This window comes from Shewanella glacialimarina (assembly GCF_020511155.1).
GTDB classification, from domain to species: Bacteria; Pseudomonadota; Gammaproteobacteria; order Enterobacterales; family Shewanellaceae; genus Shewanella; species Shewanella glacialimarina.
In genome coordinates this window covers 223541-250252 of the sequence record NZ_CP041216.1, presented here as the reverse complement: position 1 = coordinate 250252, position 26712 = coordinate 223541, and the positions used below count along the sequence as shown (strand labels likewise).

Annotated in this window: 22 protein-coding genes; 10 read left to right on the top strand and 12 right to left on the bottom strand. The window is 41.9% G+C overall.

What is annotated here, in order from left to right:
- Window positions 1-85: 85 nt before the first annotated feature.
- Window positions 86-3106 (top strand): bacteriohemerythrin, encoded by a 3021-nt coding sequence (locus FJ709_RS01040; RefSeq protein WP_226412619.1) that lies wholly within the window; start codon window positions 86-88, stop codon window positions 3104-3106.
- Window positions 3107-3159: 53 nt separating this feature from the next.
- Here the strand turns inward: FJ709_RS01040 and FJ709_RS01035 are convergent, their stop codons facing one another.
- Window positions 3160-3732 (bottom strand): cytochrome b/b6 domain-containing protein, encoded by a 573-nt coding sequence (locus FJ709_RS01035; RefSeq protein WP_226412617.1) that lies wholly within the window; start codon window positions 3730-3732, stop codon window positions 3160-3162.
- A 281-nt stretch (window positions 3733-4013) separates the two neighbouring features.
- Here FJ709_RS01035 and FJ709_RS01030 point away from each other — a divergent pair, with 281 nt between their 5' ends.
- Window positions 4014-5294 (top strand): sensor histidine kinase, encoded by a 1281-nt coding sequence (locus FJ709_RS01030; RefSeq protein WP_226412615.1) that lies wholly within the window; start codon window positions 4014-4016, stop codon window positions 5292-5294.
- Window positions 5287-5817 carry a response regulator transcription factor gene (locus FJ709_RS01025; RefSeq protein WP_226412613.1) on the top strand — a complete coding sequence of 177 codons (531 nt, stop codon included), beginning with the start codon at window positions 5287-5289 and terminating at the stop codon, window positions 5815-5817. The genes FJ709_RS01030 and FJ709_RS01025 overlap by 8 nt, the downstream gene beginning before the upstream one ends.
- A 128-nt stretch (window positions 5818-5945) precedes the next feature.
- Here FJ709_RS01025 and FJ709_RS01020 read toward each other — a convergent pair whose 3' ends face one another.
- Both FJ709_RS01020 and greB read right to left on the bottom strand, forming a co-directional pair.
- Window positions 5946-7994, bottom strand: coding sequence for a TonB-dependent receptor plug domain-containing protein (locus FJ709_RS01020; RefSeq protein WP_226412611.1), 2049 nt, complete (start codon window positions 7992-7994; stop codon window positions 5946-5948).
- 166 nt (window positions 7995-8160) lie between these two features.
- Window positions 8161-8631: a transcription elongation factor GreB gene (gene greB, locus FJ709_RS01015; protein ID WP_226412609.1), complete on the bottom strand. Its 471-nt coding sequence runs from the start codon at window positions 8629-8631 to the stop codon at window positions 8161-8163.
- Between the two features lie 360 nt (window positions 8632-8991).
- Between greB and FJ709_RS01010 the strand changes: the two genes are divergently transcribed.
- The 5 genes from FJ709_RS01010 to FJ709_RS00990 all read left to right on the top strand — a co-directional run bounded on the left by FJ709_RS01010 (window position 8992) and on the right by FJ709_RS00990 (window position 13884).
- Window positions 8992-9744, top strand: coding sequence for a putative porin (locus tag FJ709_RS01010; protein ID WP_226412607.1), 753 nt, complete (start codon window positions 8992-8994; stop codon window positions 9742-9744).
- A gap of 119 nt (window positions 9745-9863) precedes the next feature.
- Window positions 9864-10604: a hypothetical protein gene (locus FJ709_RS01005; protein WP_226412605.1), complete on the top strand. Its 741-nt coding sequence runs from the start codon at window positions 9864-9866 to the stop codon at window positions 10602-10604.
- Between the two features lie 246 nt (window positions 10605-10850).
- Window positions 10851-11576 (top strand): osmolarity response regulator transcription factor OmpR, encoded by a 726-nt coding sequence (gene ompR / locus FJ709_RS01000; protein WP_226412603.1) that lies wholly within the window; start codon window positions 10851-10853, stop codon window positions 11574-11576.
- A 3-nt stretch (window positions 11577-11579) separates the two neighbouring features.
- Window positions 11580-12914, top strand: coding sequence for a two-component system sensor histidine kinase EnvZ (gene envZ, locus FJ709_RS00995; RefSeq protein ID WP_226412601.1), 1335 nt, complete (start codon window positions 11580-11582; stop codon window positions 12912-12914).
- Between the two features lie 115 nt (window positions 12915-13029).
- Entirely contained in the window at window positions 13030-13884 is an 855-nt protein-coding gene (locus FJ709_RS00990; RefSeq protein WP_226412599.1) for a hypothetical protein, read from the top strand.
- A gap of 102 nt (window positions 13885-13986) precedes the next feature.
- On the opposite strand, the gene FJ709_RS00985 is transcribed toward FJ709_RS00990, so the two are convergent.
- The 7 genes from FJ709_RS00985 to FJ709_RS00955 form a co-directional block, all read right to left on the bottom strand.
- A complete protein-coding gene (locus tag FJ709_RS00985; RefSeq protein WP_226412597.1) occupies window positions 13987-14460 on the bottom strand; it encodes a peroxiredoxin in 474 nt (157 codons plus the stop codon).
- A 226-nt stretch (window positions 14461-14686) separates the two neighbouring features.
- Window positions 14687-16132 (bottom strand): ATP-binding protein, encoded by a 1446-nt coding sequence (locus FJ709_RS00980; protein ID WP_226412596.1) that lies wholly within the window; start codon window positions 16130-16132, stop codon window positions 14687-14689.
- Complete coding sequence (locus FJ709_RS00975) at window positions 16132-16791, bottom strand: response regulator transcription factor (RefSeq protein WP_226412594.1); 660 nt, start codon at window positions 16789-16791, stop codon at window positions 16132-16134. Before FJ709_RS00975 ends, FJ709_RS00980 begins: the two co-directional genes overlap by 1 nt.
- Before the next feature lie 26 nt (window positions 16792-16817).
- The gene (locus tag FJ709_RS00970) at window positions 16818-17648 is read right to left on the bottom strand and encodes an FAD:protein FMN transferase (RefSeq protein WP_226415797.1); all 831 of its coding nucleotides are present in this window, start codon (window positions 17646-17648) and stop codon (window positions 16818-16820) included.
- A gap of 140 nt (window positions 17649-17788) precedes the next feature.
- The gene (locus FJ709_RS00965; protein WP_226412592.1) at window positions 17789-19093 is read right to left on the bottom strand and encodes a DUF3570 domain-containing protein; all 1305 of its coding nucleotides are present in this window, start codon (window positions 19091-19093) and stop codon (window positions 17789-17791) included.
- Window positions 19084-19323 (bottom strand): DUF4266 domain-containing protein, encoded by a 240-nt coding sequence (locus FJ709_RS00960; protein WP_226412590.1) that lies wholly within the window; start codon window positions 19321-19323, stop codon window positions 19084-19086. The genes FJ709_RS00965 and FJ709_RS00960 overlap by 10 nt, the downstream gene beginning before the upstream one ends.
- A 3-nt stretch (window positions 19324-19326) precedes the next feature.
- Window positions 19327-19770, bottom strand: coding sequence for a TlpA family protein disulfide reductase (locus FJ709_RS00955; protein WP_226415796.1), 444 nt, complete (start codon window positions 19768-19770; stop codon window positions 19327-19329).
- 328 nt (window positions 19771-20098) lie between these two features.
- Between FJ709_RS00955 and ppiC the strand changes: the two genes are divergently transcribed.
- Window positions 20099-20377, top strand: a complete 279-nt coding sequence (gene ppiC, locus FJ709_RS00950; RefSeq protein ID WP_226412588.1) for a peptidylprolyl isomerase PpiC — start codon at window positions 20099-20101, stop codon at window positions 20375-20377.
- Window positions 20378-21675: 1298 nt separating this feature from the next.
- Here ppiC and FJ709_RS00945 read toward each other — a convergent pair.
- On the bottom strand, window positions 21676-22644 hold the full coding sequence (locus FJ709_RS00945; RefSeq protein WP_226412586.1) for a TDT family transporter: 969 nt from the start codon (window positions 22642-22644) through the stop codon (window positions 21676-21678).
- A 207-nt stretch (window positions 22645-22851) separates the two neighbouring features.
- On the opposite strand from FJ709_RS00945, the gene FJ709_RS00940 reads away from it, so the two are divergent.
- Complete coding sequence (locus FJ709_RS00940) at window positions 22852-23748, top strand: LysR family transcriptional regulator (protein WP_226415795.1); 897 nt, start codon at window positions 22852-22854, stop codon at window positions 23746-23748.
- A 383-nt stretch (window positions 23749-24131) separates the two neighbouring features.
- Here FJ709_RS00940 and FJ709_RS00935 read toward each other — a convergent pair whose 3' ends face one another.
- Window positions 24132-26609: an alpha/beta hydrolase family protein gene (locus FJ709_RS00935; protein WP_226412584.1), complete on the bottom strand. Its 2478-nt coding sequence runs from the start codon at window positions 26607-26609 to the stop codon at window positions 24132-24134.
- Window positions 26610-26712: the final 103 nt, after the last annotated feature.

The following is a 26712-nucleotide window of genomic DNA, read 5'->3' as shown; positions in this document are numbered from 1 at the left end:
TCAGGAAAATTAAAATTCATCCACAAGTGTAAAATGTACAACTATACTGATTACTTAGAGATACCAGAATTTAATTGGTGGCATAGTGACTGAATCGATAGATATTTTTCCATGGAATGAAAATTTTTGCACAGGATTAGCAAAAATCGATGAACAGCATAAAAAATTAGTCATCATTTTAAATCGCCTGGCAAATCAGGCGGTATTTAGTACCTCAGTGATAGATATGAATGCCATATTCCAAGAGCTAATTAATTACACTGTTTACCACTTTAAAACTGAAGAAGATATCTGGCATCAATACTTGCCCAATCATCAACTTAGTACAAACCACAAATTAGGCCATGATGATTTTGTTCAGCAGGTCATTACCCTGCAAACTCAACTCACTACAACGCCATCTGATGCTTTACTCGAGCAAATGATATCTTTTCTCACCCAATGGTTAGCATCCCATATTTTAGAAAGTGACCGCTACATGGCAATCCTAGTCATGATGTTGCAACAGGGAGTACCTTTAAAAGAGGCTAAAGCCCATTCACAACAGCAAATGCAGGGGTCAACTCGACGCCTTATCAATGTCATTTTGTCCAGCTATGCTAATTTATCAACTAACACCTTGCACCTGATGCGTAAAACAAGACTGAACTATGACATTCAGCAACAGTTGGTCAATAGCGAAAAACGCTTTGAAGAAGCGATGTACTATGCTCAGGTTGGCTACTGGGATTTAGTCGATTTACACGCACCGCTGCATTGGTCTGATCAAATGTATAGCTTATTTGGGTTATCAAAAGATCAACAACCTTGTCTAGAAATGCTTTGTCAGTTGATCCCCGTTGAATATCAGCACACTTTAATTGAGTCAATAACGTCCTGTTATAACAACGGCATCGAACATAACATTCAATACCCTATAACTCGCCCCAGTGATGGAACAACTCGATGGATAGAATGCCGTGGTAAACGTATCGCAAGTCCTGATGGTAAATCACATACAATATCGGGGTTTTCCCAAGACATTACAGCATTTAAAAACGCTGAGACAAAGCTGATCGAGCAGCAGCAACGATTGCAATTTATTAACGACAATTCGCCTTTTTATATTGCCAGATGCAACAAGCAGCAAGAGTTTATTTATGCGACGCAATCTTATGCAGCCTTGTTTGGGCTAAAACCTGACGACATTGTGGGTCAGCCGGTGAAAAGCATCTTTGGGGAAATAATTTACCAAGAAATTAGTCAACATATTGATAAGGTGCTGTCAGGGGTTTCAGTGACCTATGACTTATGCTTGTTTACACAGGAATTATTAGTTCAGTACGTCCCCGAGTTTGATGAACAACAGCAAGTGGTCGGTTACATCACAGGCATATCTGATATTACTGAGCGTAAACAGTTGGAACAAAAACTTCGTTTAGCGGCCAAGGTATTCGAGTCGAATGAAGGAATTTTCATTACCGATACTAATCGAGCAATTTTACAAGTAAACAAGGCCTTTAGCACGATTACTGGCTATCCAGAAGAAGAGCTAATAGGCAAGCAACCTAACTTATTTAATACTGCGCTTTACGATGACAATTTTCATAATGAGATTTGGAATAAGGTGGTTGAAACCGATAATTGGGAGGGTGAGATATGGCATAACCATAAAAATGGCTCTACCTTTCCAGCTTATTTATTTATCGATGCTGTCCGCAATGAGAATCAATGTATTACAAATTACGTTATCACTATCAATGACATGACCATACGTAAAAATAATGAACAAAAAATTCAACAGTTAGCCTTTTACGACCCACTGACTGAGCTACCCAATCGGCGCCTATTACTGGATAGATTAAATCGAGTGATTATTTCCAATAAACGACTCCATAAAAATAATGCAGTACTGTTTTTAGACATCGACCATTTTAAAATGCTTAATGACACCCACGGTCATGATGTAGGTGACCTCTTACTCACATTAATTGCTACCAGATTAAGTGACTGCATACGAAAAGAAGATACCCTGGCCAGAATAGGCGGTGATGAATTTGTCATTATATTAGAAGGGCTTGATGAAGAAGATATTATTGCGGCATCAAAAAAAACAACTATTTGCACCACTATTTTGACCAGAATGAATGACGTATTTCAGCTCAACGACATTCACTATAATTGCACTACCAGCATTGGTGTGGTGTTGTTTAAGGATCACTTAACCACCACTTCAGAAGTGATGAAGCAAGCTGACATTGCCATGTACCAAGCTAAGCTAGCGGGTAGAAATACGGTGCGTTTTTTTGACCCCAAAATGCAAGAAGCAATTAGTAAGCGTGCAGCATTAGAAGCTGAACTGCACCAGGCGGTAACACAACACCAATTCAAACTTTTCTATCAACTACAAGTAGACCAAAATCAGCAACCTGTGGGTGTAGAAGCATTAATACGCTGGCAACATCCAACTAAAGGCATTGTTGGTCCCGTAGAATTTATTCCCTACGCCGAAGAATCTGGATTAATTTTACCAATAGGCCAATGGGTATTAGAAACCGCTTGTGCACAGCTAAAACAATGGCAACAACAATGTGATACTAAGCATTTAACCATTGCCGTGAATGTCAGTTCCAAGCAATTCCGTCAAAAAAACTTTGTCGATACTGTAATTAAAATGATTAACCATTACTACATTGATGTGACTAAACTAAAGATGGAATTAACCGAGTCACTATTACTCGATGATATCGACAATACCATCATTCAAATGAATGCCTTAGGCAGACTGGGGATCCTGTTTTCATTAGACGACTTCGGTACAGGTTACTCATCTTTACAGTATTTAAAGAAGCTACCCTTGTCACAATTAAAAATTGATAGGTCATTTGTTGATGACTTATTAACCGATCCCAGCGACCAATCAATTGTGAAAACCATCATCTCCATGGCTGACAGTTTAGGATTTTCAGTCATTGCAGAAGGGGTTGAAACCATCGAACAAAAACGCTATCTGCTCGATATAGGATGCTCTCATTTTCAAGGTTATCTGTTCAGTAAACCTATGCCCATTAGCGAAATTGAACAACTAATCAGTAATATACAGGAATGTGATTTAGTCTTGTCATAAATTCGCCTAGCCTAACCATTAAAGTAAACCGTTAGGCTAGGCTAATAATAAACTTACGACTTACCCCCAATCATTTTCGATACTATGCCTTTGTCATGTCCAGCTTCAGCAAACACAATACCGGCTAAGTGAAGCACAATAAACGGGATGAAGTACCACAAGGCTAATTTATGCACGGTTTCGGCTAATTCCTCAATCGACTCAGGGCCAAATTTAAGTAATAAACCCGTCATTATCGAGGCGGTTACCCCAAGATAAAATAACCAATAGACCCATGCTTGCATTTTTTGTTGCAAGCTTGCCAGCGGATTAAAGGGAGATAAATAATGCAAGCCACATTTTGCCATATAAATAAAGCGTGCCGATAAAAACACCCCAACGGCATAACCAAAGTAAATATGCCACTGGAACATCTCACCGCGGATCATCTTGGCAATACTCACCGCTTGCTTACTATCAATAGTCACTGAAATTTTGGCTAAGCCCTGCTGAATAATCGCCGCCATATGATTTTTTTCCATCCAACCCAAGCGCAAAAATATTGTCAGCAACATCACCAGCATAGCAAAAGCTAAGCCCCAATGGATTAATCGGTGAACCAGCGGAAACTCATGTGATGTTTTCATAATTAACCTCGAAGTAGTACAAGTAAGTCTAAGCACTGATGATTAAATATCAGTGAGCGATAATATTTAACTATTGTGATAACCGAAACTTAAGTAACGCTTATGAAATTGGTATAAGTTCATTAAACCGCAAAATAATATTATGATGTGAGACACACCCAGCATATTTATCTATTAGGCCTGTTGATCTTTGCTGGTTGAATTTTGTTCGAGTTAAAAACGTTTGTATCTGCCCAATAAGTGAGTGCATTTTTATCACTAGGCTTAAAAGGATTGTATTTTTGCCAACACCTCAACGACAAAGCTGGCTGAGCAATAGCCATCACACCCACCTCAGATTAGTATATTTACTGCTCAAAATAGGGTTAACCTTTTTTGCCGCTGATTTGTTTGGCCTATCGTCGCCGCCGAGCATGATTTATCTGTTGTTCACAGTGGAAGCTATTTATGTTGGTTTAAGCGTCTTTTTCAAAAAATATTACCTTCATAATATCTTATTGATATTTGCATCACTCATAATAGACTCACTATTACTGGCCGCCTGGTTATACCTTACTGGCGGCGCAACCAACGCTTTTATCTCATTGTTATTATTACCTATTGCCGTAGCCGCCGTGGCATTACCGCAATGGGCGCCCTGGGTATTAACCTTGTTGTCTACCGCCAGTTATAGCTTGATGATTTTTGTCATGCCAGAGCACAACATGGGCAACCACACCATGGATATGCGTTCACACTTTTTGGGCATGTGGTTTAACTTTTTAATATCAGCATTAATTGTGACCACCAGCATTGCCTTTATCGCCCGTAAAATTCGTCAAAAAGAAGCAGAACTGGGCATTTTACGAGAGGCTCAATTACGCCAAGAAAAGTTATTAGCACTAGGTACTGCGTCGGCACAAATGGCTCACCAACTTGCGACTCCATTAGCCAGTTTGCGCTTATTAGTCGATGAACTGCACGAAGGTGAGTCCATGTTCCATATTCTGCCCGATATTGAACATGCTTTAGGCCGCTGTGAATTAACCTTAACGGATTTACGCACCGCAACTCAGTCAATACGAGACAATCAACAATCCCATATTGCCCTAACTTCACTATTAGAAATATTAACCCAACAAGTATTGTTATTAATGCCTGAAGTGACCTTAACCACTAAAGTGAATATCGACACAAATACGATAATCAATATGGATACCAGCCTTTTACCCGCTTTAATGTCATTAATTGACAATGCAGCCAGAGCCAGTAAAGAAAATAACGCTGATTACCAAGTCGAGTTATCTGTGTCAATCGACAACCAACAATGTCACTTAAACATTCGCGATTTCGGCGCAGGTATTTCTACCGACTTAATAGCCCAAATAGGTCAAAACATCATTCGCGACGCAAAAGGAATGGGGGTGGCTTTATTACTCAGTCACGCAAGCTTAGAAAAACTGGGCGGAAGTTTAACCTTGCACCATCATCCACAGGGCGGCACATTGGCACAGGTACGCTTACCCATAGCACCAAGTTTAGCGATAACGCCAGATTTGTTGCAGGCAGAAACCCATGCATAAATTGCTGATTATTGAAGATGACACAACGCTGGCTAACATTCTTCATCGGCGTATGACACAGCACGGCTTTGAATGCGTCATAGCCCATGACGCTAGCCAAGGCTTATTATTGGCGAGGCTACATTTGCCTAGCCATATTCTGCTCGACATGAAACTTGAGCACAGCAATAGCCTTAACTTAGTCAATCCTTTACGCCAGTTATTACCTAAATCGACGATCGTGTTTCTTACCGGATATGCCAGTATTGCCACCGCTGTTGAGGCGATCCGTTTAGGCGCTGACAACTATTTATCTAAACCGGTAGACACCCAAACATTATTAAAAGCCCTTGCTAAACAACAGTATGAAATTGACCAAAATCCCATAGTAGACCAGCCCATTAGCCCCAAACGTTTAGAGTGGGAACACATTCAGCAAGTGCTGAACGCTAATAATGGTAATGTGTCGCAAACAGCAAGGCAATTAGGCATGCATAGGCGCACACTACAGCGAAAACTGCTAAAAAAACCAGTAAATCAGTGACTTAAGTTAAGTTAAATCCCAATAAAAAGTAGCAAAAAAATACCCACTTTCATTCTTGGCAGAGATGCGAAAGTGGGTCGTCATCGACAAAGTGTGGTACTCAACCAAACGATTGAAATGATTAAGTATTAAAAGCGATATTCTCCCGCTAACCATGCTTGTATACCCAGCCCTGGCATACGCTCACCCGGTAAAATTTCACTTGCCATAACCCGGTTATATCCCGCCAAATGGTCTTGATATTCAATATCAAAAACATTATTGACGCCGGCTTTTATTAACCAAGACTGAGCTTCATATCCCATTAGCATATTCACCACCGCATAACCTGACGTGCGCTGTTCTAATTGGCTTTGGGACACTTTATTTTGTGCCGCTACCGCTAAGGTTTCTAATCTTGCAAACCAGGAATGTGATTCGTAGTTTAATCCGACATTAATATTGGCTGGGGCAATACGATATAAATTATCGTCAATATCGCGACGTTCACCCGCGACATAACTGGCTACCATATCGATTGAAAAAAGTGAGTTAAACGCATACGCAGCGTTGATATCCATTCCCATTAAATCTGCATCGACATTGGCAAACTGCATAGGCTGATTATCACCCACCATGGCTCCTGCCATTATCACAGTAGAACTGGTTGCGCTTACACCTTGTATATAATCATCAATACTATGGTAAAAAATACGCGGAAGAATAGATAAACCTTCACAGCGATACTCACTACCCAGTTCAATTTGATAAGCGGTTTCAAGGTCTAAATCGATTTGTCCTACGTAGGTTTTACCATCAGCTAAACCACCGGTAGACTGCATAGGTACCCACAAATACCGTTGCTGATAAGAGGCGCTAGATTGCTTGCGAGCCAGCCCTACAATCCAAGACAGCTCATTATTGACTTCATATCTTGCATCCACCACAGCATCAAAGCCGGTTTGCGATTGGCTTTTATCGGCTTGATTAAACTGCGTCATCAGCATATTAATAGCGGGCATATTGGCAGCCATTGAATGATGTACGTCACCCGCATTCGCTTGATATTGTTTAACACGCGCACCAAGACTAACTTGCCAATGGTTGATTTTCTGGTCCCACTGGGCAAAAGCACTGTAGCGATTATCTTCTACATCATTAAAGTTATCGACACTGAACATAGCCTGGGTAGGATTAGTAATCACAGAGTCATGGTTGGCCATTTGTACATTCACACCTAGCTGCCAATTATCTTTACTTAATGCTACTGCACCATCAAAACTGGTCGAATCAGCATTGTTATAACGCGCGCCCATGGTTGGCATTAACTTACGTTGACTAAAGTTGTCCATTCCATGACGCGCATCAGAATAGGCTAAGTGCCAATCAAGTTGCCAGTCGGCTAGTTGCTGTAAACCTTCAACATTAACCCGATCTGTGCGAATAAAACCAATATCCATGGGTAATGCTGGCGTGCCCGCATCGGTTGTTTCAAGATGTTGATAACCCACACCAATAAACGCGTCCTGGCCGGCAGAGTCACTTAAATTAAACTTGTATTGGCCACCCAACATTTGTTTTTTATAATCAGTGGGGTGAATACGCTTGCCGCTAGCTGTTTTAACATCTTCATTGCCATTTAATGCATCAGCATAAACCAATAAAGCATGGTCTTTATTCGCCAAATTAGCTTTTGCCCCTAAGTAACCACGTTGCCCATTATCTTGATACTGGCCGGCAGCTTTACCATTAACCACATCAAACTCGGCGCTAGACTCTACAACGTTAACTGTGCCGCCCATGGTATCAATACCACTAGCAACAGGCGCGATACCCCGATACAAATCTACCCGTTCAGTCATAATCAAGCTGGCATAACTTAAGGGGGTATCCATAGCATTAGGACCTGCTCCAGCCAATTTAGCACCATTAATTTGAGTGTTAACTCTGTCCCCAGACAAACCCCGGTATTGCACAATTCCCGTTAACGGACCATTGCCATTAATTGACGCTCCGGGTAACACCTTAAATAAATCGCCTACATCAATTTTGGCGGCTAATGCCTTGTCTGAAGCAGAAGCAACAGCGTAATTATCACTATGCTGAATGGTGATAATTTCCATTTCATCAGCAAAAGATTGGCCGTTAAAGAGCCCAGATAAAACTGCAGCGGTTAATATTGAAAACTTTACATTCATGTTGTTGTTTTTGTAGATAAGTTGTATTGCAATTGTGCCTGCGATAATAGGGGGAGACAAAAGCTAAAGCGGAAACTGCGACAAGGTGTCGCAGCCTAGAGTCTATTTATCAAATTTTGTGATAAGGGGACGAAAAAATAATATCTTTTAAATAAGCTTATTCGGCTTACTGATAATATATCTTATTAATATACCAGCACTTATCACCATCAGGTGTACTGACTATCGCTTCATCATCAACTTCTTTTTTTAACAAGGCACGTGCCATAGGTGAATCTATCGAAATGTAATTTTTGCGACCAAAAATTTCATCATAACCGACAACCCGCAGTGTCAGTTGTTGGCCATCATCGTTTTCAATCTCTACCCAAGCACCAAAAAACACCTTGCCTTCTTGCTCAGGGGAATAGTCGACAACTTTAAGGTTTTCAATCGCTTTACGTAAATACCTTACTCGCCAATCAATTTCACGCAGACGTTTCTTATTGTACTGATAATCAGCATTTTCACTTCTATCGCCCAAGCTAGCGGCCCAAGCCACTTTTTTAGTGATTTCAGGTCGCTCTTCACGCCACAAAAAATGCAGTTCTTGCTGGAGTTTTTCAAACCCTTCGCGGGTCACAATCGCCGTTCTCATAATAATTTTATAATCACAGTTAGAGGATAAAAAATTCAATAGCGCAATATATCACGATTAGCTCAATGTAGCGGAATAGCACATAAAACTAATTACAAAGTAGAATGCCAACAGTAAAACCCATTCTATTTAGTGGATTGACATTTATAAAAAGTCTAAGTTTTTTATTAATTTATAAGTTTCATTTTATTTTTAACCTCATTTGCTTTATGGTTTGCGCCGCTAGGAAAGCACACTTCACAAACATGATGTTTTGGAAGAAAAATATAGTGGATTAAACATCTTGTATGTTCAGTCTATCTCCCCCCCCGACCTTGCTTGAATTACCTAGCGAAAAATAATCAAATAAAGGAATGATTGATGAAAAATGTTACTGCTCTAGCGTTATTATTAGGTTTTGTAGGCTTACCTGCTGTAGCTGCACAAGATGCTGCGTTTCAACACGAAGCGGGCTTAAGCTATAACGCTAACTCTGAAGAATTTGGCGACGGTATTTGGAATGCAAAATATCGCTACTATGTTAGCCCTGTTGACCAAGCAAACGGCCCTTATGCACTTAACGGCTTTTTAGCGCAAAAATCTAACGTTGGCGCTAACTATTCTATGTTTGACGCTGCAGATGTGGACACTTTAGGTTTTGATGGTACTTATGTGTTTGATTCAAAATGGTTCGTTGGTGGTCAATTCCAACGTGTAGAATTTGGCAATAATAGTGGCAGTGTTTACAAACTGGATGGGGGTTATTTTTTCAATGATAGCTCAAAAGTAGCCGCTTTTTATATTGATGGCAGTGATGACTTTGAATCACAGTACGGTGCTGAAGTGCGTAGCTTTATTGATTTTGAAACAACAACCGGTATCGACCTAGGTGCATCTTGGACTCACACAGATGCTGATGACTTAATCAATATCAATGCAGATTGGTATGTGACTAAAGCCTGGTCTGTGGGTTTAGGTTATGCGGATGTTGGCTCTGATGATGCTTTTATGGTTAAAACCGCATACTGGTTACGCATGTCAGATGCATTCTCTGCTACATTTGATTTATCAAAAAATCTTGATTCTGATGCTGATGGTTATAATGTAGGTTTGGGTGTTGTAGGCCGCTTCTAACTCACCTTAAATCATACTTTATGAATACCTAAAATTGAGTCTCTTTATGAGGCTCTTTTTTTATGTGCCATTTTATCAACTATACTTAACCTTCTATTTGTACACATAAAGGGAATTATATGTACTCAATGCTAAAAGACTTATTTGATAAATATCGACCTAAACCGCTATTTACACTTGTCATTATGTTGCCTATATCAATGTGTTTTAATGTCGGTTTCGCCTACAGTAATAACCTACTGACGAGCGTGCTAACGAACATTGCTCTACCTAATAGCGCCCTACCAAGTAGTGTTCTACCCAATAATGACCTGCCTATAACAGGCGACTGGCTTTATCAATCAGCAAACCAAATGGCATTGCTGCACATTAATCCTGATACCAGTTATAGCCACGTTTTTATCAACCTCGACTCACCAAATAGCAGCTTCCACCATTGGGGACGTATCAAGCAACTGACTGATGCACTGCAGTTTATTCCCAGTGAGCTAGTATTTTACCGACAACAATCGTTACAAGCTCAGTTTGTAGCGGCACAGTCTTTAGTCACGCAGCCTGTAGAATTACCAGAAATAACCAAAACCGACTTGCTCACTCACAACCTTGTAACCCAACCGATCCAATACTCGCTGTCCGCAGCAAATACCCTACTCACTTTATCCTCTGAGTATGGTGATGTGGATATTCTCGGTCAGCAATACCAAGCACTTGAGCGCCATCACACTTTTGGATATTGGCCTAATAAATTGGCGGTTGATATCAGCTATTGTGTGATTTTTGCTAACGGCTATTACGCCCAGGTTTATAGCAGTTCAGATCAAGCTATTAACGCTGAGTTTGTGTGGGGAAAATTATTTTAAACATAAGCATTTAATACAATTTGCATACCTAGCTTACAAAGCCTTGTTAATTATCTACAAAATGGGATTTGTTACAATTTTCACACTTTAATTGATATTAATTAAAAATCAATAAAATCAATAGCATTTAATAACAAATAGTTATAAAAATGCGACTTCAAGCTAAAGTTACTTTCAAGACACTATTAGCCAAGCGGTAAACTGGTTATATTAACTAAAAATGCTGAAGGTAAAAGGGACATTTTCATGGGCCAAGAAACATCTAAAATTCTCGTTGTTGATGACGATATGCGACTGCGTTCGTTGTTAGAGCGTTATTTAATGGAGCAAGGCTACCAGGTACGCAGCGCTGCCAATGCAGATCAAATGAATAGACTACTTGAGCGTGAAAACTTTCACTTACTCGTATTAGATTTAATGTTACCAGGTGAAGATGGTTTATCTATTTGTCGCCGTTTACGTCAGCAAGAAAACCCGATCCCGATTGTGATGCTTACCGCAAAAGGCGATGAAGTCGATCGCATTATTGGCCTAGAACTAGGCGCCGATGATTACTTACCTAAACCATTTAATCCCCGTGAATTACTTGCCCGCATTAAAGCGGTAATGCGCCGACAAATTACTGATGTACCCGGCGCCCCTGCACAGCAAGAAGAAATGATTGAGTTTGGTGAGTTTTCACTGAATTTAGCCACCCGCGAAATGTTCCATGGTGATGAAAGTATTGCGCTCACTAGTGGCGAATTTGCGGTATTAAAAGTATTGGTTTCCCACCCTCGTGAGCCACTATCGCGCGACAAACTCATGAATTTAGCAAGGGGCCGTGATTATTCTGCCCTAGAGCGTTCGATTGATGTGCAAGTATCGCGTTTACGCCGATTAATAGAGAAAGATGCAGCCAACCCACGTTATATTCAAACGGTATGGGGTTTAGGCTATGTGTTTGTGCCTGACGGTTCGGCGCGTAAGTAAACCGTGCCTGAACCTGCCAAATTAGTCTTAAAGTGGTGGCAACGCCTCTTACCTCGTAACGCCTTTAGTCAAACCGTGGTATTGATTGGTAGCTTGCTGCTGATCAATCAACTGGTGTCTTATTGGTCAGTTGCTGTGTATTTTATTAAACCCAGTTATGAGCAAATTAACCAGCTTATTGCTAGGCAAATCAATATTCTATTTGTTGATGGTGTTGACGTTGGTCGTGAACATCTGTCCATGGTTGACGCACTTAACGCCAAAGTTCGCCACGATGGCATGACCGTCTACAACCTAAAACAAGCCCGTGAAGCAGGTTTAGACAATGCCGCTTACTATGGTTTTTTATCTGAGCAAATGTCAGGTTATTTAGGCGGTGAAGCAGAAGTGCGCTTTTCTCAAGGCGAGACGTTAAATGTTTGGATCCGCCCACCGCAAGCGCCTAAATTGTGGATAAAAGTGCCGCTGACTAGCATTAACGAATCTGACTTATCGCCACTGACATTATATTTGCTGGTTATCGGAGCACTTAGTGTCGCTGGCGGTTGGCTGTTTGCTCGCAAACAAAACAAACCTTTAAAACGATTACAAAAGGCCGCTTTTGCGGTATCAAAAGGCCAATTCCCCGAGCCTTTACCCTTAAGTGGCTCAACGGAAATAGTTGAAGTAACCCATGCGTTTAATCAAATGGCGCACAGCATGAAACAACTAGAGCAAGACCGCGCCCTACTGATGGCCGGAATATCTCACGATTTACGCACTCCTTTAACCAGGATTCGCCTTGCATCAGAAATGATGGTGGAAGATGACCAATATTTAAAAGACGGCATTGTCGGTGATATAGAAGACATGGACGCCATCATCACCCAATTTATTGCTTATATCCGCAATGATGAAGATGTTGCTCGTGAATTGTTTCAAGTTAATCAGCTAATTCAAGAGATAAGTCAGCAAGAAAGTCATCGTTCAGGTGTGCTAGAAACAAACTTAAGCGAATGTCCGGAAATTCTTATTCATCCCGTAGCGATTAAGCGGGTACTGAGTAACCTGGTAGAAAATGCCTTTAGATACGGTAATGGCTGGGTAAAAATATCATCCTTCCAACAAGGTGCATTTATCGGTTTTTCGGTAGAGGATGATGGCCCTGGTATTGATGAAGCTACAGCAGAAACACTTTTCCAGCCTTTTACCCAAGGTGACAGTGCGCGTGGTAGCGTAGGTTCAGGCTTAGGCCTAGCAATCATTAAGCGTATTATCGACCGCCATAATGGCAAAGTGAGTTTGGCAAATCGAGCTGATGGTGGGTTAATTGCCCGGGTTTTATTACCCAAAACATGATCAAAAGCTAACACTTAAGTACAGCTTAATCCCTCCTTTTTATAATGATATATGCCCTCAAGATGTTAATATTAGGCAGCACATTGCGTTTACATTGAAAAAGGTTATCCACATTATGAAATTGATGATGTTAGTGATCAGTAGTTTACTATTGGCACATATCAGTACCTCCGTTATGGCAGAAGAAAAGCCCTTGCCATTAGCCGCGTCGGTTATTGTCGGTCTTGAATCATATCCAGACTCAGAATATAGCTCAATGTCGCGCGGTGGTGGGTTTTCAATCATTTGGGATGATCGCCGTTACAATAATGGCCTTAAGCTAGATGAAAACTATATTCGCGCACGGGCAACTTATTACTACGAAAGAGACTCTGAAAAGTACGATGACGACCGCTATCGTAACTCTATGGATGCTAAGCTCCATTATTATCGTCCTTTTACCAGTTTTGGTGATCAGCAGCAATATATCGTCAGTGCCCACGCTCGTGTTGAAGGCCATTACAATAGCCAGCAACTAGAAGAGTTTGAAATATTAGCCATTGCTGGTTTAGGCTTAAATCGTCGTTTTACTGACGTTAACCATTACGATCTTGGCTTTGTACTTGCCGCAGGTTATAGCGAAGAAGAAAAAGATGATGATTGGCCGCGCCAAGAACTTGGCCACGGTGTTGATGTACTTGGCCGCTCTGGTCTAGGTTACTTTTTTGAATGGAATAACGCCTATACCTTTACCAACAGTAGCGTACAAATAACTGCATCCTACAGCCATTTCTCTGGTGAGTGGGCGTATGACGACAATCAATTTTATAAAGTAGATCACTTAAAATTTGGCGTTATTGTGCCGTTAGGCAACCAGAACAATTTACTGCATTTCGCAACCGAATATGTCAGCCGTGATTATGAGTTAGATTTAATAGGTTTTGATGATGTGTTATATCGTGTCGGTGCTGAATATATTCACTACTTCTAAGCCTGCATCGTACTGTTTGTAACCAAAAAAAAGCACGCCAATCAAAGTAATGGTGGCGTGCTTTTTTAGTTCATCATCACGTCAAAGTGATGAAAGGGAAACTTATAGGGCAGCTAATACTGCTTCAGCAGTACTGACTTCAAATGACTTAGCCGCTTCAACGTTTAATACGCTAACCACGCCTTTATCAATTACCATGGCATAACGTTGTGAACGAACACCACCAAAACCTGCGGTATCCATTTCTAAACCTAACGCTTTAGTAAAGCTAGCATCACCGTCTGCAAGCATCATTAATTCTGATGCATTTTGCGCTTCGCCCCAAGCTTTCATCACGAATGCATCGTTAACTGATACACACGCAATTAAATCAACACCTTTGGCTTTAAGCTGATCCGCTAATACCACAAAACCCGGTAAATGTGCTTCTGAACACGTTGGCGTAAATGCACCTGGTACGGCAAATAAAACCACTTTTTTATCCGCGAATAGCTCAGTAACGTTATGGTTTACCATGCCGTCTTTAGTTAATTGACCTAATGTACCCGCTGGTAAAGTTTGTCCTTGAGTGATCATGTTTGTTCCTTAACGATGAAGTGAAGTTGCAGCGGCATGATAGAAAGCCGCTGTATAAAAATAAGGTTCGATGATTGTGACTGAACATTATGACAGTTTATTGCAATAACTCATTGCAAACGCGTATTTTGATCAGCCATGCAGTCTAACAAATAACCTCATTGTACGTCTGTAGAGATAAATTAGTCCAAACTAATTTATTCGGCTACTACGTTATCCGCGCTGTTTATTGTGTTGCGTTTGGCCATGACATACTGACGACTAAGCCTTTAGGTTGGTTGGCTGCCAAATTAAGCTCACCGCCATGTAGACTAATAATGTGCTGGCAAATCGATAATCCCAAACCAGCACCTTGGGATTCATTTTCATCCACCCGATAAAATCGCTCTTTTGCTCGTGCGATTTGCGTCTCACTCATTCCCTTACCTGAATCAGCAAACTTTAAGATAATCTTGTTATCTTGCTCAATGGCTTGAATACTGATAATCGACTCTTTAGGACTATACTTACAGGCATTTTCTATCAAATTTTTACACACTAACTCCATATAAAACTCATCAACCGTGGCAATAATAGAAGGAGAAATATCAATCTGCCATTCGTAGTCGGCGATAATAGTAATAAGCTGGTTTATCGATGCCTCAATGATGTCACTCACTCTACACTGTTGTAAATTAAGCGCCTCAATAGCATCGACTCTGGACAACAACAATAACTGTTCAACCATATGGCTCATACGATCCACACCTTGCTCAATCGCACTTAAGTGAAGTTGCGCCTGTTGTGGTTCAGTGACTAATTGTTCAACAGTGTCACCATATAAATCCCTTAAACCATTGTGGTGCAGCTTCACAATAGCTAATGGGGTTTTGAGCTCGTGGGCGGCATCAGCACTAAAACGCCTTTCCCGCTGCATTGCCTGTGATATACGGTGGATATAATCGTTTAAAGCCCGCTGCACCGGAATTAATTCAGTAGGCAGAGCAATATTGATGGGCGATAAATCCTGTGGCGCGCGCGTCAGTAAATTAGCTTCGAGGGTTTTGACTGGTTTAAATAAGTAATAAGTAATCAATAGAAACACCAACAACACGACCGGCATAACAAGGAACGGTACGGTCCAGGTATTCGACATCATCTTAGCTAACAGCTCTTCGCGAACATCCTCACTTTGTGCAGTAACAATCCATATTCTATGTGTTTTGGAAAAATAGCTAAACACGTGCCACAAGGCATTATCAATGTTGCGTAACTCATACCCCTGAGCCAAACGACTTAGTGATTTCTCACCGGAGCTATCTGAATAAACTAATAATTCCCCTGACTCGCTCAACAGTTGAAAAGACATTTTGTTTTCATACATCAAGTTGGCTGTGGTCGACTGCTCTGCAAAGGTTTCAATATCGGTTTGTTGCACATGCAGTTTTATAGGCTGTTGAATAAGTTGTTTAATTTTTACGTCGGTAAACTCACTCACATAAAACAATTCCAGCACTTTAGCTGTTTGCAGCATTTGCGCATCAAATAACTCTTCTATTTGTCTACTAGCATCATCTCGGCTGAGTAAATTAGTGATAGCCACGGTAATGATAATGGCCGTTACCATAGCAACGCCCATTAGCATGCGCAGCGAGTACAGCGAGCTTAAACCCCGATTCGATTTTACCGACATTAAACAACCTCAACTAAGGTATAACCAATACCGCGCACTGTTTTGATGAGTTCGTTAGCCATTTTTTTACGTAAATGATGAATATGCACCTCAATAGAGTTACTGCCAACTTCATCCCAGCCATAGGTTAATTGTTCAAGTTGAGAGCGCGTTAACACTCGCCCTGCTGACTGAGCAAACTCAAGCAGCAATTGGTATTCTCGTCTTGAAAGATAAACCAGTTCACCACGAAAATGCACTTCACACTTAGAAAAGTCGATCCCTAATGCACCATACTCAAATTGATTATGGTCTAGGCCATGCTGTCGCCTCACAATAGCGCGCAATCTTGCCGCTAACTCTCTCACGTCAAAAGGTTTACTTAAGTAATCATCTGCGCCCATGTCTAGACACGCCAGACGAGTATCAAAATCAGTATTCGCGGTCAGCACAATAGTCGGAATAGACACCCCGTTTTTGCGCCAACGCTTAAGTAAATCAGCGCCATCACCGTCTGGTAAGCCTAAATCAAGAATAATCACGCTAAAGTCTTCATAATCCACTGCCGTTAAGGCTTGTTGATATGTTGAGAGATGATCCACTTGCATACCAAGCTTAGATAAACTTAAGCACACTCCCTGCGCTAATAATGCATTGTCTTCAACCAGTAGCACCCGCATGACCTTGTCCTTTTTGATTCACTCAATTATCTAAATACTGTAAATTTCACTGACTGTTGTTCTAAAAATAACTCAGCATTCGCGCCCTGTAACATCGCCATGGTGGCTAACATTCCGGCGGTGACACAATTAGGCCCTAGTACAGTGACAGAGCGGGGCGCATTAACGACTGGATAGCCCGTTGCTGGGCTAATAATATGCCCATAACGTTTGCCATTCACTTCAATAAAGCGGCGCGTGTCACCACTGGTGGCAAGCGCTCCCTGGTTAATACTAAGTACCGCTGCGGCATTATCTAAGGCGTTAGGGTTTTCGATACCAACTTGCCAAGGGGAGTGTGATTTCTCAACTAAACAATGAATATCGCCGCCAAAATTCACTAATACCGAAATATCCGGCCACTGAGCCGCTAATAAATGAACCACTTTATCAACCGCATATTCTTTGCCAATACCGCCAAAATCAAGGTTCATTGCCGCCGGCATCTGAATATTAGCTTGATCAAAATAGACCTTAGCAAAATTAACATTTGCTTTAGCCTGAGTAATGGTCGTGTCATCCGGTATCGAAGACTGCCCATCAAAGCGCCATAAGCGCATTAATGGCCCTGCACTGATGTCAAAGTCGCCATCACTTAATTGGTAGCATTGCTGGGCAAAGGTTAGCAATTGTAGGGTTTCTGTATCGATAGGGGTCGCAGCACCTTGGGCATTATTTATCTGCCATAGGGGGTTATGACTTAAAAAGCGGCTATATTTTTGCTCAATGCGAATGGCTTCCTTGTGGGCAATATCCAACATAGCTTGGGCTATATCGGCGTTATCTGTTGCCATTAATAGCTCACAAGGGCTTGCCATAGCGCGAAAACACCCTAAAAAACCCCAACTGCGACTCTGTAAAGTCGCTGAAGGGGTTTGATTGGCATCATAAGTCTGATTAGCACTCAAATTGGCACCGCTCATTAGCGCATTGTCCACAAACACATTATGTGTTCATCTTAAAACGAATAACTCACTTGTGCCACAATCGCTTTCACCGCAGGGAATTGTTCAAATTGATTCAACTGGCCAATTAACTCAGTGCCATTATTTTCTGGGTTTTGCTGGTAGTACTCTAAACGGTAGCTTAATTCATGTCCGCCAGATAACCGTTGGCCAAACTTTAATCCCACCGTATACGCGGTCATATCGCCAATACGATAATCTGCGCTGGCAAATTCAGGTAATGGCTCATCCGCCAACAAAAATGGCTGATAAAAGTTTGCTGCTTGTTGTTGGTAGTAACGTAGGTGTATCTGAGCATAAATACTCGGGCTCAAATAATAACGATAATGGGTTTCCAAAGTATGTGATGAAATATCCCAATCATCGGTACTGTAGCGATAAGAAAAATCAACTACACCAGAATCTAACGCGCCTTTGGTCATTAAAAACACACTGTGTTTTAAGCGATCTTCAGGGCGATTCTCATATAGGTACGCCTGTGCGGTACCGCTGTTATCCACTTGAGATAACACCTTATATGGGTCGCTCATGTAACCCGACACATTCGAAATACCATAGTTAGCTTGCATTAACCAAAAGCGATTAATGTTTTGGGTTACCCCAAGCATTAGGTCAATCGTTTGCTTGTCATCGGTACCCGATTGACGCGTGTCATCAAATGCAGCTTGAAACGCGGCTTCGGTATCATATTTAGATCTCAGTGCCATTTCAGATAACGCCACAGGTCTGCCACCTACGGCATCAATGGTATCTTGGGTAAACGCCCCTGATAACGCCACTATCGTGTTGTTTTTATTAAAGCTACGCTCAAGACCCGCATTTAAACCTAACGATAAATAGTCAAATTCGGTTGAGCCATTTAAGCCCACGTTTAAGGTCCAATCTGGATTAAGTACTTCCATCCAGTTCGCGCTTAATTGCACGCGCGTATCGTGGAAAGTGTCATCAAGCGGCGTTTCACCAGGGGTAACGGTATATTCACCATTACCAGAAGGGCGAGTAAAGGTTTGGCTACTGTCCTGCGCCACCGCACCTGACGCCGATGCCCCCGTTAAACTGTCCACTACCAGCTTCATGTCCAATAATGAGCTATCGCCAAACGATTTCTGCACATTGCCGATCACTTCAGCGGCTTGCACTCTATCTTGCTCGCCGTAATACATAATGGCGGCATCCACTTTCCAATCGTCTGATTTTACGGTGTCATTAAGGTCTGTCGCTTGAGCACTAGGGTTAATTAAGCTGCAACTCGCCATGGCTATGGCGCCAGCTATATTGCGTTTTTGAGTTAATTGCATCCGCAACCTCCGCCCGCTAATGAGCGACCACCACTGGTGCCTTCTTTACTAAAATAAATATGATCATCTAAGGCCATATCAAGCTTTTCACTGTCTAGAGCCATATCAGCTCTTGCAAGTTGATCTTTTTCCCAGGGCTCAACACCTAAGGTTGAGCAAGCCGATAAACCGGTTAAAATAACAATAGCGAGTCCAGCTTTAATATTGAATCGAATCAAATTGTTTTTCATAAACTACTCCACCAACAACTGTTGAATTTCTTGCTCATACAGGGCTTTTTTATCATCATAAAAACCCACATGCTTTTGCACTAATTCGCCCTGGCGATTGAACAAAAAGCTGCTCGGCATGCCTTGTAAATCAAATGATCTCGCCACATCGCCTTCGGGGTTATAACGCACAGGAAAACTCGCGGGTAACTTTGTTAAAAACTGCGCAGCAAGCTCAGGTTCAACGTCCAAATTAATCGCCACTACAGCTAAACCTTTGGCGGCATATTTGGCGTGCATCTCGTTCATCCAAGGGAAAGATTTGCGGCAAGGTCCACACCAGGACGACCAAAAGTCGACATACACCACTTTGCCCGCAAACTCTGACAGGTTAACGGTTTCACCCTTAACATTTTGCACAGCATAATTTAATGCGGGCGCAGCAATGCTTGAATGTGCAAACGTCATCACCCACAAAGCGCTAAAGCATAAGCACAATGCATTGATGGTTTTTCGAAAAGACAGTAACGAAATGTGATTATGGATAGCTGGCATGATTAATCCTTATAAACCCTATACTGGCAATCTATCGGGCCAATCTTAAGGCTTTCTTAAGGAAAATTGATAAATGTTTATTTTGTAAAATCAGTCAGTAGCATAAAGTGATATGCCAGCATCATTATGCTTAATTCGGGCGAATTAAGCAGATAAATATCATTCAGTTTGCAAGGTTAGCAACAGGCATAAGCAATGATATAATGCCGTCATTAGCGACATTTTATAAAAGGTTCACATCATGGCACGCACTGCTAGCGCATTACACATTTTGGTCAAACACAAAGAGTTGGCCGATGACATTATGGCTAAACTTAAAAAAGGCGCTAAATTTGATGTGCTTGCAAAGCAACACTCTAGCTGTCCATCGGGTAAAAAAGGCGGCAGTTTAGGTGAATTTAAACAAGGCCAAATGGTACCGCCGTTTGATAAGGTCTGTTTTAGTGGCGAGCTCATCACGCCGCATTTAGTTAAAACAAAATTTGGCTGGCATGTGGTAAAAGTGCTTTACCGGACCTAAGAGTGAACATAAGAGTTCGCGTATGAGTAAGCGACCATGATTTACTGATTGCTGCGCTAAAACAGATCAGGGCTAACTAAGTGTTACGTTAAAGCTTGTCGGCCATGTTAAACAAATCAACTTAGTAGTGCTTCACCCACAGCAGATTTAGATCGCAGGTTCCCTTTCAGTATTTACAAATGTCACGCTGGCAGGGATGTATAGGATATACGAATGACGCGATCACATGGATGTGAAATAGCCACCTTATGTGCAAGCACTTCTGTGACACGCTGCAAGTACGTCCCTGTAAGCTCAACGATGGCATCCCTGCCATCGACGGTCACAGCCGCGCTTACACCTAATATTCTATTTCTTCGATTTGACTTCATTGGCAATAAAGTAGGCTAACTTACCGAAAGTAAAGGGCAGAGTTGGCTATCTTAAACACGACTATCGAACACGCCATTTAGAGAATAAAAAACTGCACAATGAGATGTGCCTATCGACTCCCCTATGAATCCGACTCTGCCCCAACTAATTTGCATGTCGCGATCACATGGATGTGAGATAGCCACCTTATGTGCAAGCACTTCTGTGACACGCTGCAAGTACGTCCCTGTAAGCTCAACGATGGCATCCCTGCCATCGACGGTCACAGCCGCGCTTACACCTAATATTCTATTTCTTCGATTTGACTTCATTGGCAATAAAGTAGGCTAACTTACCGAAAGTAAAGGGCAGAGTTGGCTATCTTAAACACGACTATCGAACACGCCAATTAGAGAATAAAAAACCATTCAATTACATGTATCTATCGACATCCCTATAAACTTTTCTCTGACCCAACTAATTCCATACCAAGCTCACAGCCCTTTCTCGATGACCTCAATTCGAACAGTAAATCCCAGCTTTTTCTTACTGTGTTATTACGAATGAAGTTAAATCGAAGAGGCAAAAGCTTAGTGCAGATGAGCCAGCGAGTATCCAAAACAGGGATGTTTTGGTTAAGCCCACATGGAAGTGCTTGCGGCGTCTCGCTGGATCGTCTGCACTAAAGGTCGCCCTTTCACATCTGACCCATAGGATATTGGATATGTCAGTCTGATGTAGGTAATATTACTGACCATGTGATCGCGACTCTTTGGCAGGCAATAAGTCCCATAAGATATTGGTCTAGTTACACTAACTAGAGTGATTGCCGCGCTGTAATTTAGTTAGGTCTAAGTAAACCTTTTCAAAAAAACCTTCTAAGCCACTTTTGTCTAAAAATGTTTTAAGCCCTATGGTTCATCGATAACCTCTACCAAAAACACTGATTAACTAACCGTCGTTTTAATTCTAAACGGCTGATAAAAATACAGATATCGTATTGCCACATAGGCCACTACCACGGTTGCGATGACTAGTTCTAACTGCGCTAATCGGCGTACTTGATCAATATAATCCACTGCTATATTGGTCGTTTCCATCCAGGTGACCATTTTGAATAATGCGGTAGAACCTATCACCATAGGGAAAGTAAACGCTGCGTAGCCGGGGCTAAATGGCAGGGTAAGTAATTTAATAAATGCCAGGTAGATAACGCTGGTCATCAACACTGCAATGCCAAATAGTAAGGCGATAATGATAGGTGATGGCGTAGCCGATACGGTTAAATATCCTGCTAATGACAAACTGGCGGGGGCGGCTAACACGGCCAAAGTTGGTTTGGCCGCATCGGGCACTTCATGGCTAAACATCAAACGATAGATCATCAGCGGTAACATCACAGCATACGTCGCCATACCAAAGATTAAGGCGATATGAGCAATTAAGGCTAATTGTGGCGTACCCGAAAATGACACGTCGGCAACGATAATCCCTACGGGCGGTATAAACCAACTGGGCACCATGTGATGGAGTTCGAATGCTTTCGCTCTGTGATATAAAAAGCTTATTAAAAATACGATATGTAAGCCAACGGCAAATAACCATAACACATCGCCTGCGAGTAAATAAAACTGCCCTACCGAGTTAGACACTACCATAGTCGCCATGGCAAATGTGGGGACCACACTACCAATCACGGGATGGGCTAAATCCTCTTTTAAGGTATCGGACAAGACGACAAACTTCATCGCTAACAGCAGAAGTAACACGCTGGCAATGGCCGCGCCTATCAGTTGACCATAACCATCTAAATTGGCGAAGTTTTCCCAACACCAGCCTAAACTGGCAATCCCCAAAGCTAAGCCGGCCATAGGCGTTGGCGCTGTAATTAATTTACCTTTAGCCATGTTTATCATGCTGACCTCTCACTGTTTCAATTAACGCGCGAATGTGTTTCTTAATGAGATGTTACCCTTGCTAATTGTTTATATATATCCAATTATTAATGACGTGCGTTAAGAAATACTGAACGATATACTTGAGTATAAAAACGAATTAACACTCGGTTCATCAATGGCGGCGTTGATGATAACGATAAACGCGAGGATGGTATCACTATGGCCATGCACATATCTTTGAAGCAGCTCAATGTATTTCATGCTATTACGCAACACAAAACCTTAACGGCTGCAGCAGAACAGCTTTGCTTATCTAAAGCCGCTATCAGCATGGCGTTGGCAGAACTTGAAAAACAACTGTCTCATCCATTATTTGATCGGGTAAACAATCGGCTTATTCTTAATCAAGAAGGGCAACAGCTGTTACCCTTGGCAGATGAATTACTTATTCGCGCCCTGCAGATCACGCATCTTTTTAGCGATAATCCAGCCTTGTACGGCAAGCTCAGGCTGGGCAGTAGCGATACCATAGGCAATCATATTAGCCCGTATTTACTGAGCCAATTTCGGCAACAACATCAGCATTTATCGCAAAGCTTATTTATTTCAAACTCTGCCACTATTTGCCAAAAGTTAGTTGATTTTGAGCTAGATATTGCCCTTATCGAAAGTCAAACCCATCATCCAGATTTGATTTCAATCCCTTTCAGTCACGATGAAATGTGCATTATTAGCGCCATCGATCACCCACTAGCTAAGCAAAAAACGCTGACAATAACGGACTTAGAACATAGCGATTGGGTGTTAAGGGAGCCCGGCTCAGGCTCACGCGAGGTTTTTATTAATACTCTGGCACCGAAACTTAACCATTGGCAGCTCGCCTTCGAAATCAACACCACTGAGGCATTGATTAGCAGTGTTTCAGCAGGGCTGGGATTAGGCTGTTTATCCACGTTGGCGGCACAATATGCCATAAAAAGTGGTCGAGTTAGCCAACTGACTCTGCCTATTAGCATGCCACGCCGCTTTTGGTTTTTAATCCATAAAGACAAATATCAAAACCCACTGCTTAAAAGCTTTATAGCTTTTTGTCAGCAATGGCAGCCATCAGGGCTAAGTTAACCTCAAAGTGATTATTGTGCGCTTTAACCGAATCGGCTTTTATTGCTAAATAATCGAGCAATAACTTCACCGGTATTTCGGTAGTCACATCGGTAGTTGTTGATTTCAGCGCGCCGGCATGACGAACAATACGCAGCTCTTGGTCCCTGACAGATAGACATTACGCCTGCTCATTTAGGCTAATAAGCTAAATACTCATAAATTACGCGATATGATAACTAAGATTTATCAGCATCATATTCGCCAAAATTGATTGGTTGAAGTGAGGTAAATGAGCTTACAGCGGCTTAACTCACTTTAGAATATCGACAAAAAAGCCCCGCGTTGCGAGGCTTTTTTTACTAACTTCAACTCTGGTTAAGAGATGGCGCTATCTAATAAGACTATTTTTTGGTTTCAGGATAAAGGGTGTTCCACCACTCTGGTTCACCTTTAAGCTGTAAGTCAAACCATGCCATTGTAGTGTCCCACCAATCAAAACGTATATTACGCGCATTAATGTGGTGGTCTTGACCGGCAAACTCGACTAATTCTACGTCTTTGTTTAATAACTTAAGCGCGGTATACATGTAATGACTTTCGCCAACAGGGACGTTGGTATCGGCATCACCATGGATCAGTAATAGCGGCGTGGTAATTTTATCAGCATGATACAGCGGGCTTTGGTCTACGTATAACTCACGGTTATTCCATGGGAAACTACCTCGACTCGCTACACCAGAGTAACCATAACCCCACCAGCCATGTCCCCAGTATGAAGATAGGTTACTGATCCCAGCGTGAGACATAGACGCGGCAAAAATATCCGTTTGGGTAGCTAAATACATGGTCATAAAGCCGCCATAGGACGCACCCATATTACCCACTTTTTTAGGATCAACCGCAGTATAAGCCTGCAAGAACGCTTGAGTTCCCTCAATTATGTCGTCCGCACTGTGTTTACCCCAGGAATTAACATGACGGCCACTGAATGCTTGCCCATAACCCGTTGTGCCATTAGGCTGTAATACATACACCACATAGCCTTGTGCCGCCCATAAATTAAATGGCCAGCGTCCAGTAAAGTGACGCCCAACAGGTGAGGTGCCGCCGTAGTAATACACTAATGCTGGATATTTTTTAGTGGCATCATAATCAACAGGTAAATACACTCGCCCATCAATCGATTGACCTTGTTTATTGGTAAAGTCAAAATCTTCCATTTGGCCTAAACGTGTGGTCGCATAACTAGTGACTTTACTATCAAACAGCATCACTTTGCGATTTGACTTTATATTCATCACATACGCTTGTTCAGGCACAGTAGCCGATGTTCCGGCATAAACAATGGTAGGCAAAGCTTGATCGGTAGCAATACCAAAGCTGTTGACCATTTCGACGCCCGTATCGATTTTACTGAACTTATTTTGGCTTTTATCAAAGAAATACAATGGGGCAAAATCACCCTCTATCACGGATAAAATCAAGTCTCTACCCGCAACCGCTGTCATGCTAGTAATAGCAGGATCAAACTCTTTGCTTAGGGCTGTGATTTGTTCATTTTTAGTTTCGCGCCAATATAATTGACCGTCATAGTCATTAACTTCCATAGCGGGATCTTGCTTACCTAGGCCATCCATAAAATTAGGACCGGCCAAAATAAACATGCCATTTTCGCCGTACAAAGCACTGCCAAAGGTGCGGTATTCGCCAATTAAAACTTCCGTTAAGCTAGCAATATCCAACTCAAATAATTGCGTCAGGCCATGGGCAGGTTGGGCATAGTCAACCACTGAGCGGGTCAATAACAGCTTACCTAAGCTGACATCACTGTCTAACAAGTCGCTGCTTTGCTTAGATTCAGTAAGTTGTCTCATTGCGCCAGATACCACATCTAACTGGTAAATCTGGCTGTTATTACGCCAATAGCTCCAGCGATCTTCCAGTGCTTGATAGCGCTTTGAGGTGGCTTTTTCGTCGGCTTTAAAGGTTTTTTGCCAGCTAAATAACAAGGTATCGCCATACCACTGTAAACCAGAGACATCTTCAATTTTATCCGCTACTATTTTTAGAGATAAATCGGCGATATCTAACAGCACAATTTGCTGCCCAGTCACATAAGCTAACTGTTTACTATCTGATGAAAATGCGCTGCTTTGCGGCGAGCTGTCCTGCCAACGATAAAGCACTTGGTTGCTAGCAACATCACGTAGCTCGGTAACCGAAATAGCTTTGTCTCCCTCACTAGGGGAATACTCAACCGTTGATTGCAGTAGGTATTTACCATTAGGCGATAGCTGCATACTGCTAATCGTTTTGGCATCAAACAACTGCTGAGCAGACACGCGCTGGGTGTCCTGCTTTACAAAACTCAGTACATCAACCTCACTCTTACCCTGCCAATCTAAACTGAAAGGCACATCGGCTTGCTGGCCATCAGCTAACACAATGAGCTGATAATCACCATTGGCTAACACCAGCGGCACTTCATCAGCTGATTTAACGAGCTGACCATTTAAATACACTTGTGGGTTTTCAAGCCCTTTTATCTTAAAGGTGCCCTGAGTAAATCGCTGGGTTGATAGTGGGAGTTGGTAAGCTAACCAGCCTAACCCCTCAACTTTGGCTGAGGCCGCTTGCCAGGTCAGTTGTTGATTAAATACTTGTACTGACGCAGGCTCGACTTGATTGAGTTGTTCCGCTAACTTAGCAACTAAATTAGCGCGTAAAGCATCCGCATGATCACCTTTGGATAGTGGGGCGGCAGTGATCTGGCTAACAGGCCCTAAACGTTGAATATGGCTGAGATCAATTTCAGCTCCGTGAGCAATGCCTGAAATAGCCATGGCTAAACTGGTACACACCAGTGTAAAAGCTTTCATGAAGTGTCCTTGTTGTCATTATTATATTGATGTTTTTATCTATTTTATGGATCCTAGTTTGACAAAAACAGCTTAGAAATGCACCCGTTTTTACTGTTCAGGG

Coding starts and splice junctions, on each gene's coding strand:
- FJ709_RS01035 (WP_226412617.1), bottom strand. CDS start 3,732: ATGAAAACATCACATGAGTTTCCGCTGGTTCACCGATTAATCCATTGG.
- FJ709_RS01025 (WP_226412613.1), top strand. CDS start 5,287: ATGCATAAATTGCTGATTATTGAAGATGACACAACGCTGGCTAACATT.
- FJ709_RS01020 (WP_226412611.1), bottom strand. CDS start 7,994: ATGAATGTAAAGTTTTCAATATTAACCGCTGCAGTTTTATCTGGGCTC.
- greB (WP_226412609.1), bottom strand. CDS start 8,631: ATGAGAACGGCGATTGTGACCCGCGAAGGGTTTGAAAAACTCCAGCAA.
- FJ709_RS01010 (WP_226412607.1), top strand. CDS start 8,992: ATGAAAAATGTTACTGCTCTAGCGTTATTATTAGGTTTTGTAGGCTTA.
- FJ709_RS01005 (WP_226412605.1), top strand. CDS start 9,864: ATGTACTCAATGCTAAAAGACTTATTTGATAAATATCGACCTAAACCG.
- ompR (WP_226412603.1), top strand. CDS start 10,851: ATGGGCCAAGAAACATCTAAAATTCTCGTTGTTGATGACGATATGCGA.
- FJ709_RS00990 (WP_226412599.1), top strand. CDS start 13,030: ATGAAATTGATGATGTTAGTGATCAGTAGTTTACTATTGGCACATATC.
- FJ709_RS00985 (WP_226412597.1), bottom strand. CDS start 14,460: ATGATCACTCAAGGACAAACTTTACCAGCGGGTACATTAGGTCAATTA.
- FJ709_RS00980 (WP_226412596.1), bottom strand. CDS start 16,132: ATGTCGGTAAAATCGAATCGGGGTTTAAGCTCGCTGTACTCGCTGCGC.
- FJ709_RS00975 (WP_226412594.1), bottom strand. CDS start 16,791: ATGCGGGTGCTACTGGTTGAAGACAATGCATTATTAGCGCAGGGAGTG.
- FJ709_RS00970 (WP_226415797.1), bottom strand. CDS start 17,648: ATGGCAAGCCCTTGTGAGCTATTAATGGCAACAGATAACGCCGATATA.
- FJ709_RS00965 (WP_226412592.1), bottom strand. CDS start 19,093: ATGCAATTAACTCAAAAACGCAATATAGCTGGCGCCATAGCCATGGCG.
- FJ709_RS00960 (WP_226412590.1), bottom strand. CDS start 19,323: ATGAAAAACAATTTGATTCGATTCAATATTAAAGCTGGACTCGCTATT.
- FJ709_RS00955 (WP_226415796.1), bottom strand. CDS start 19,770: ATGACGTTTGCACATTCAAGCATTGCTGCGCCCGCATTAAATTATGCT.
- ppiC (WP_226412588.1), top strand. CDS start 20,099: ATGGCACGCACTGCTAGCGCATTACACATTTTGGTCAAACACAAAGAG.
- FJ709_RS00945 (WP_226412586.1), bottom strand. CDS start 22,644: ATGATAAACATGGCTAAAGGTAAATTAATTACAGCGCCAACGCCTATG.
- FJ709_RS00940 (WP_226415795.1), top strand. CDS start 22,852: ATGCACATATCTTTGAAGCAGCTCAATGTATTTCATGCTATTACGCAA.
- FJ709_RS00935 (WP_226412584.1), bottom strand. CDS start 26,609: ATGAAAGCTTTTACACTGGTGTGTACCAGTTTAGCCATGGCTATTTCA.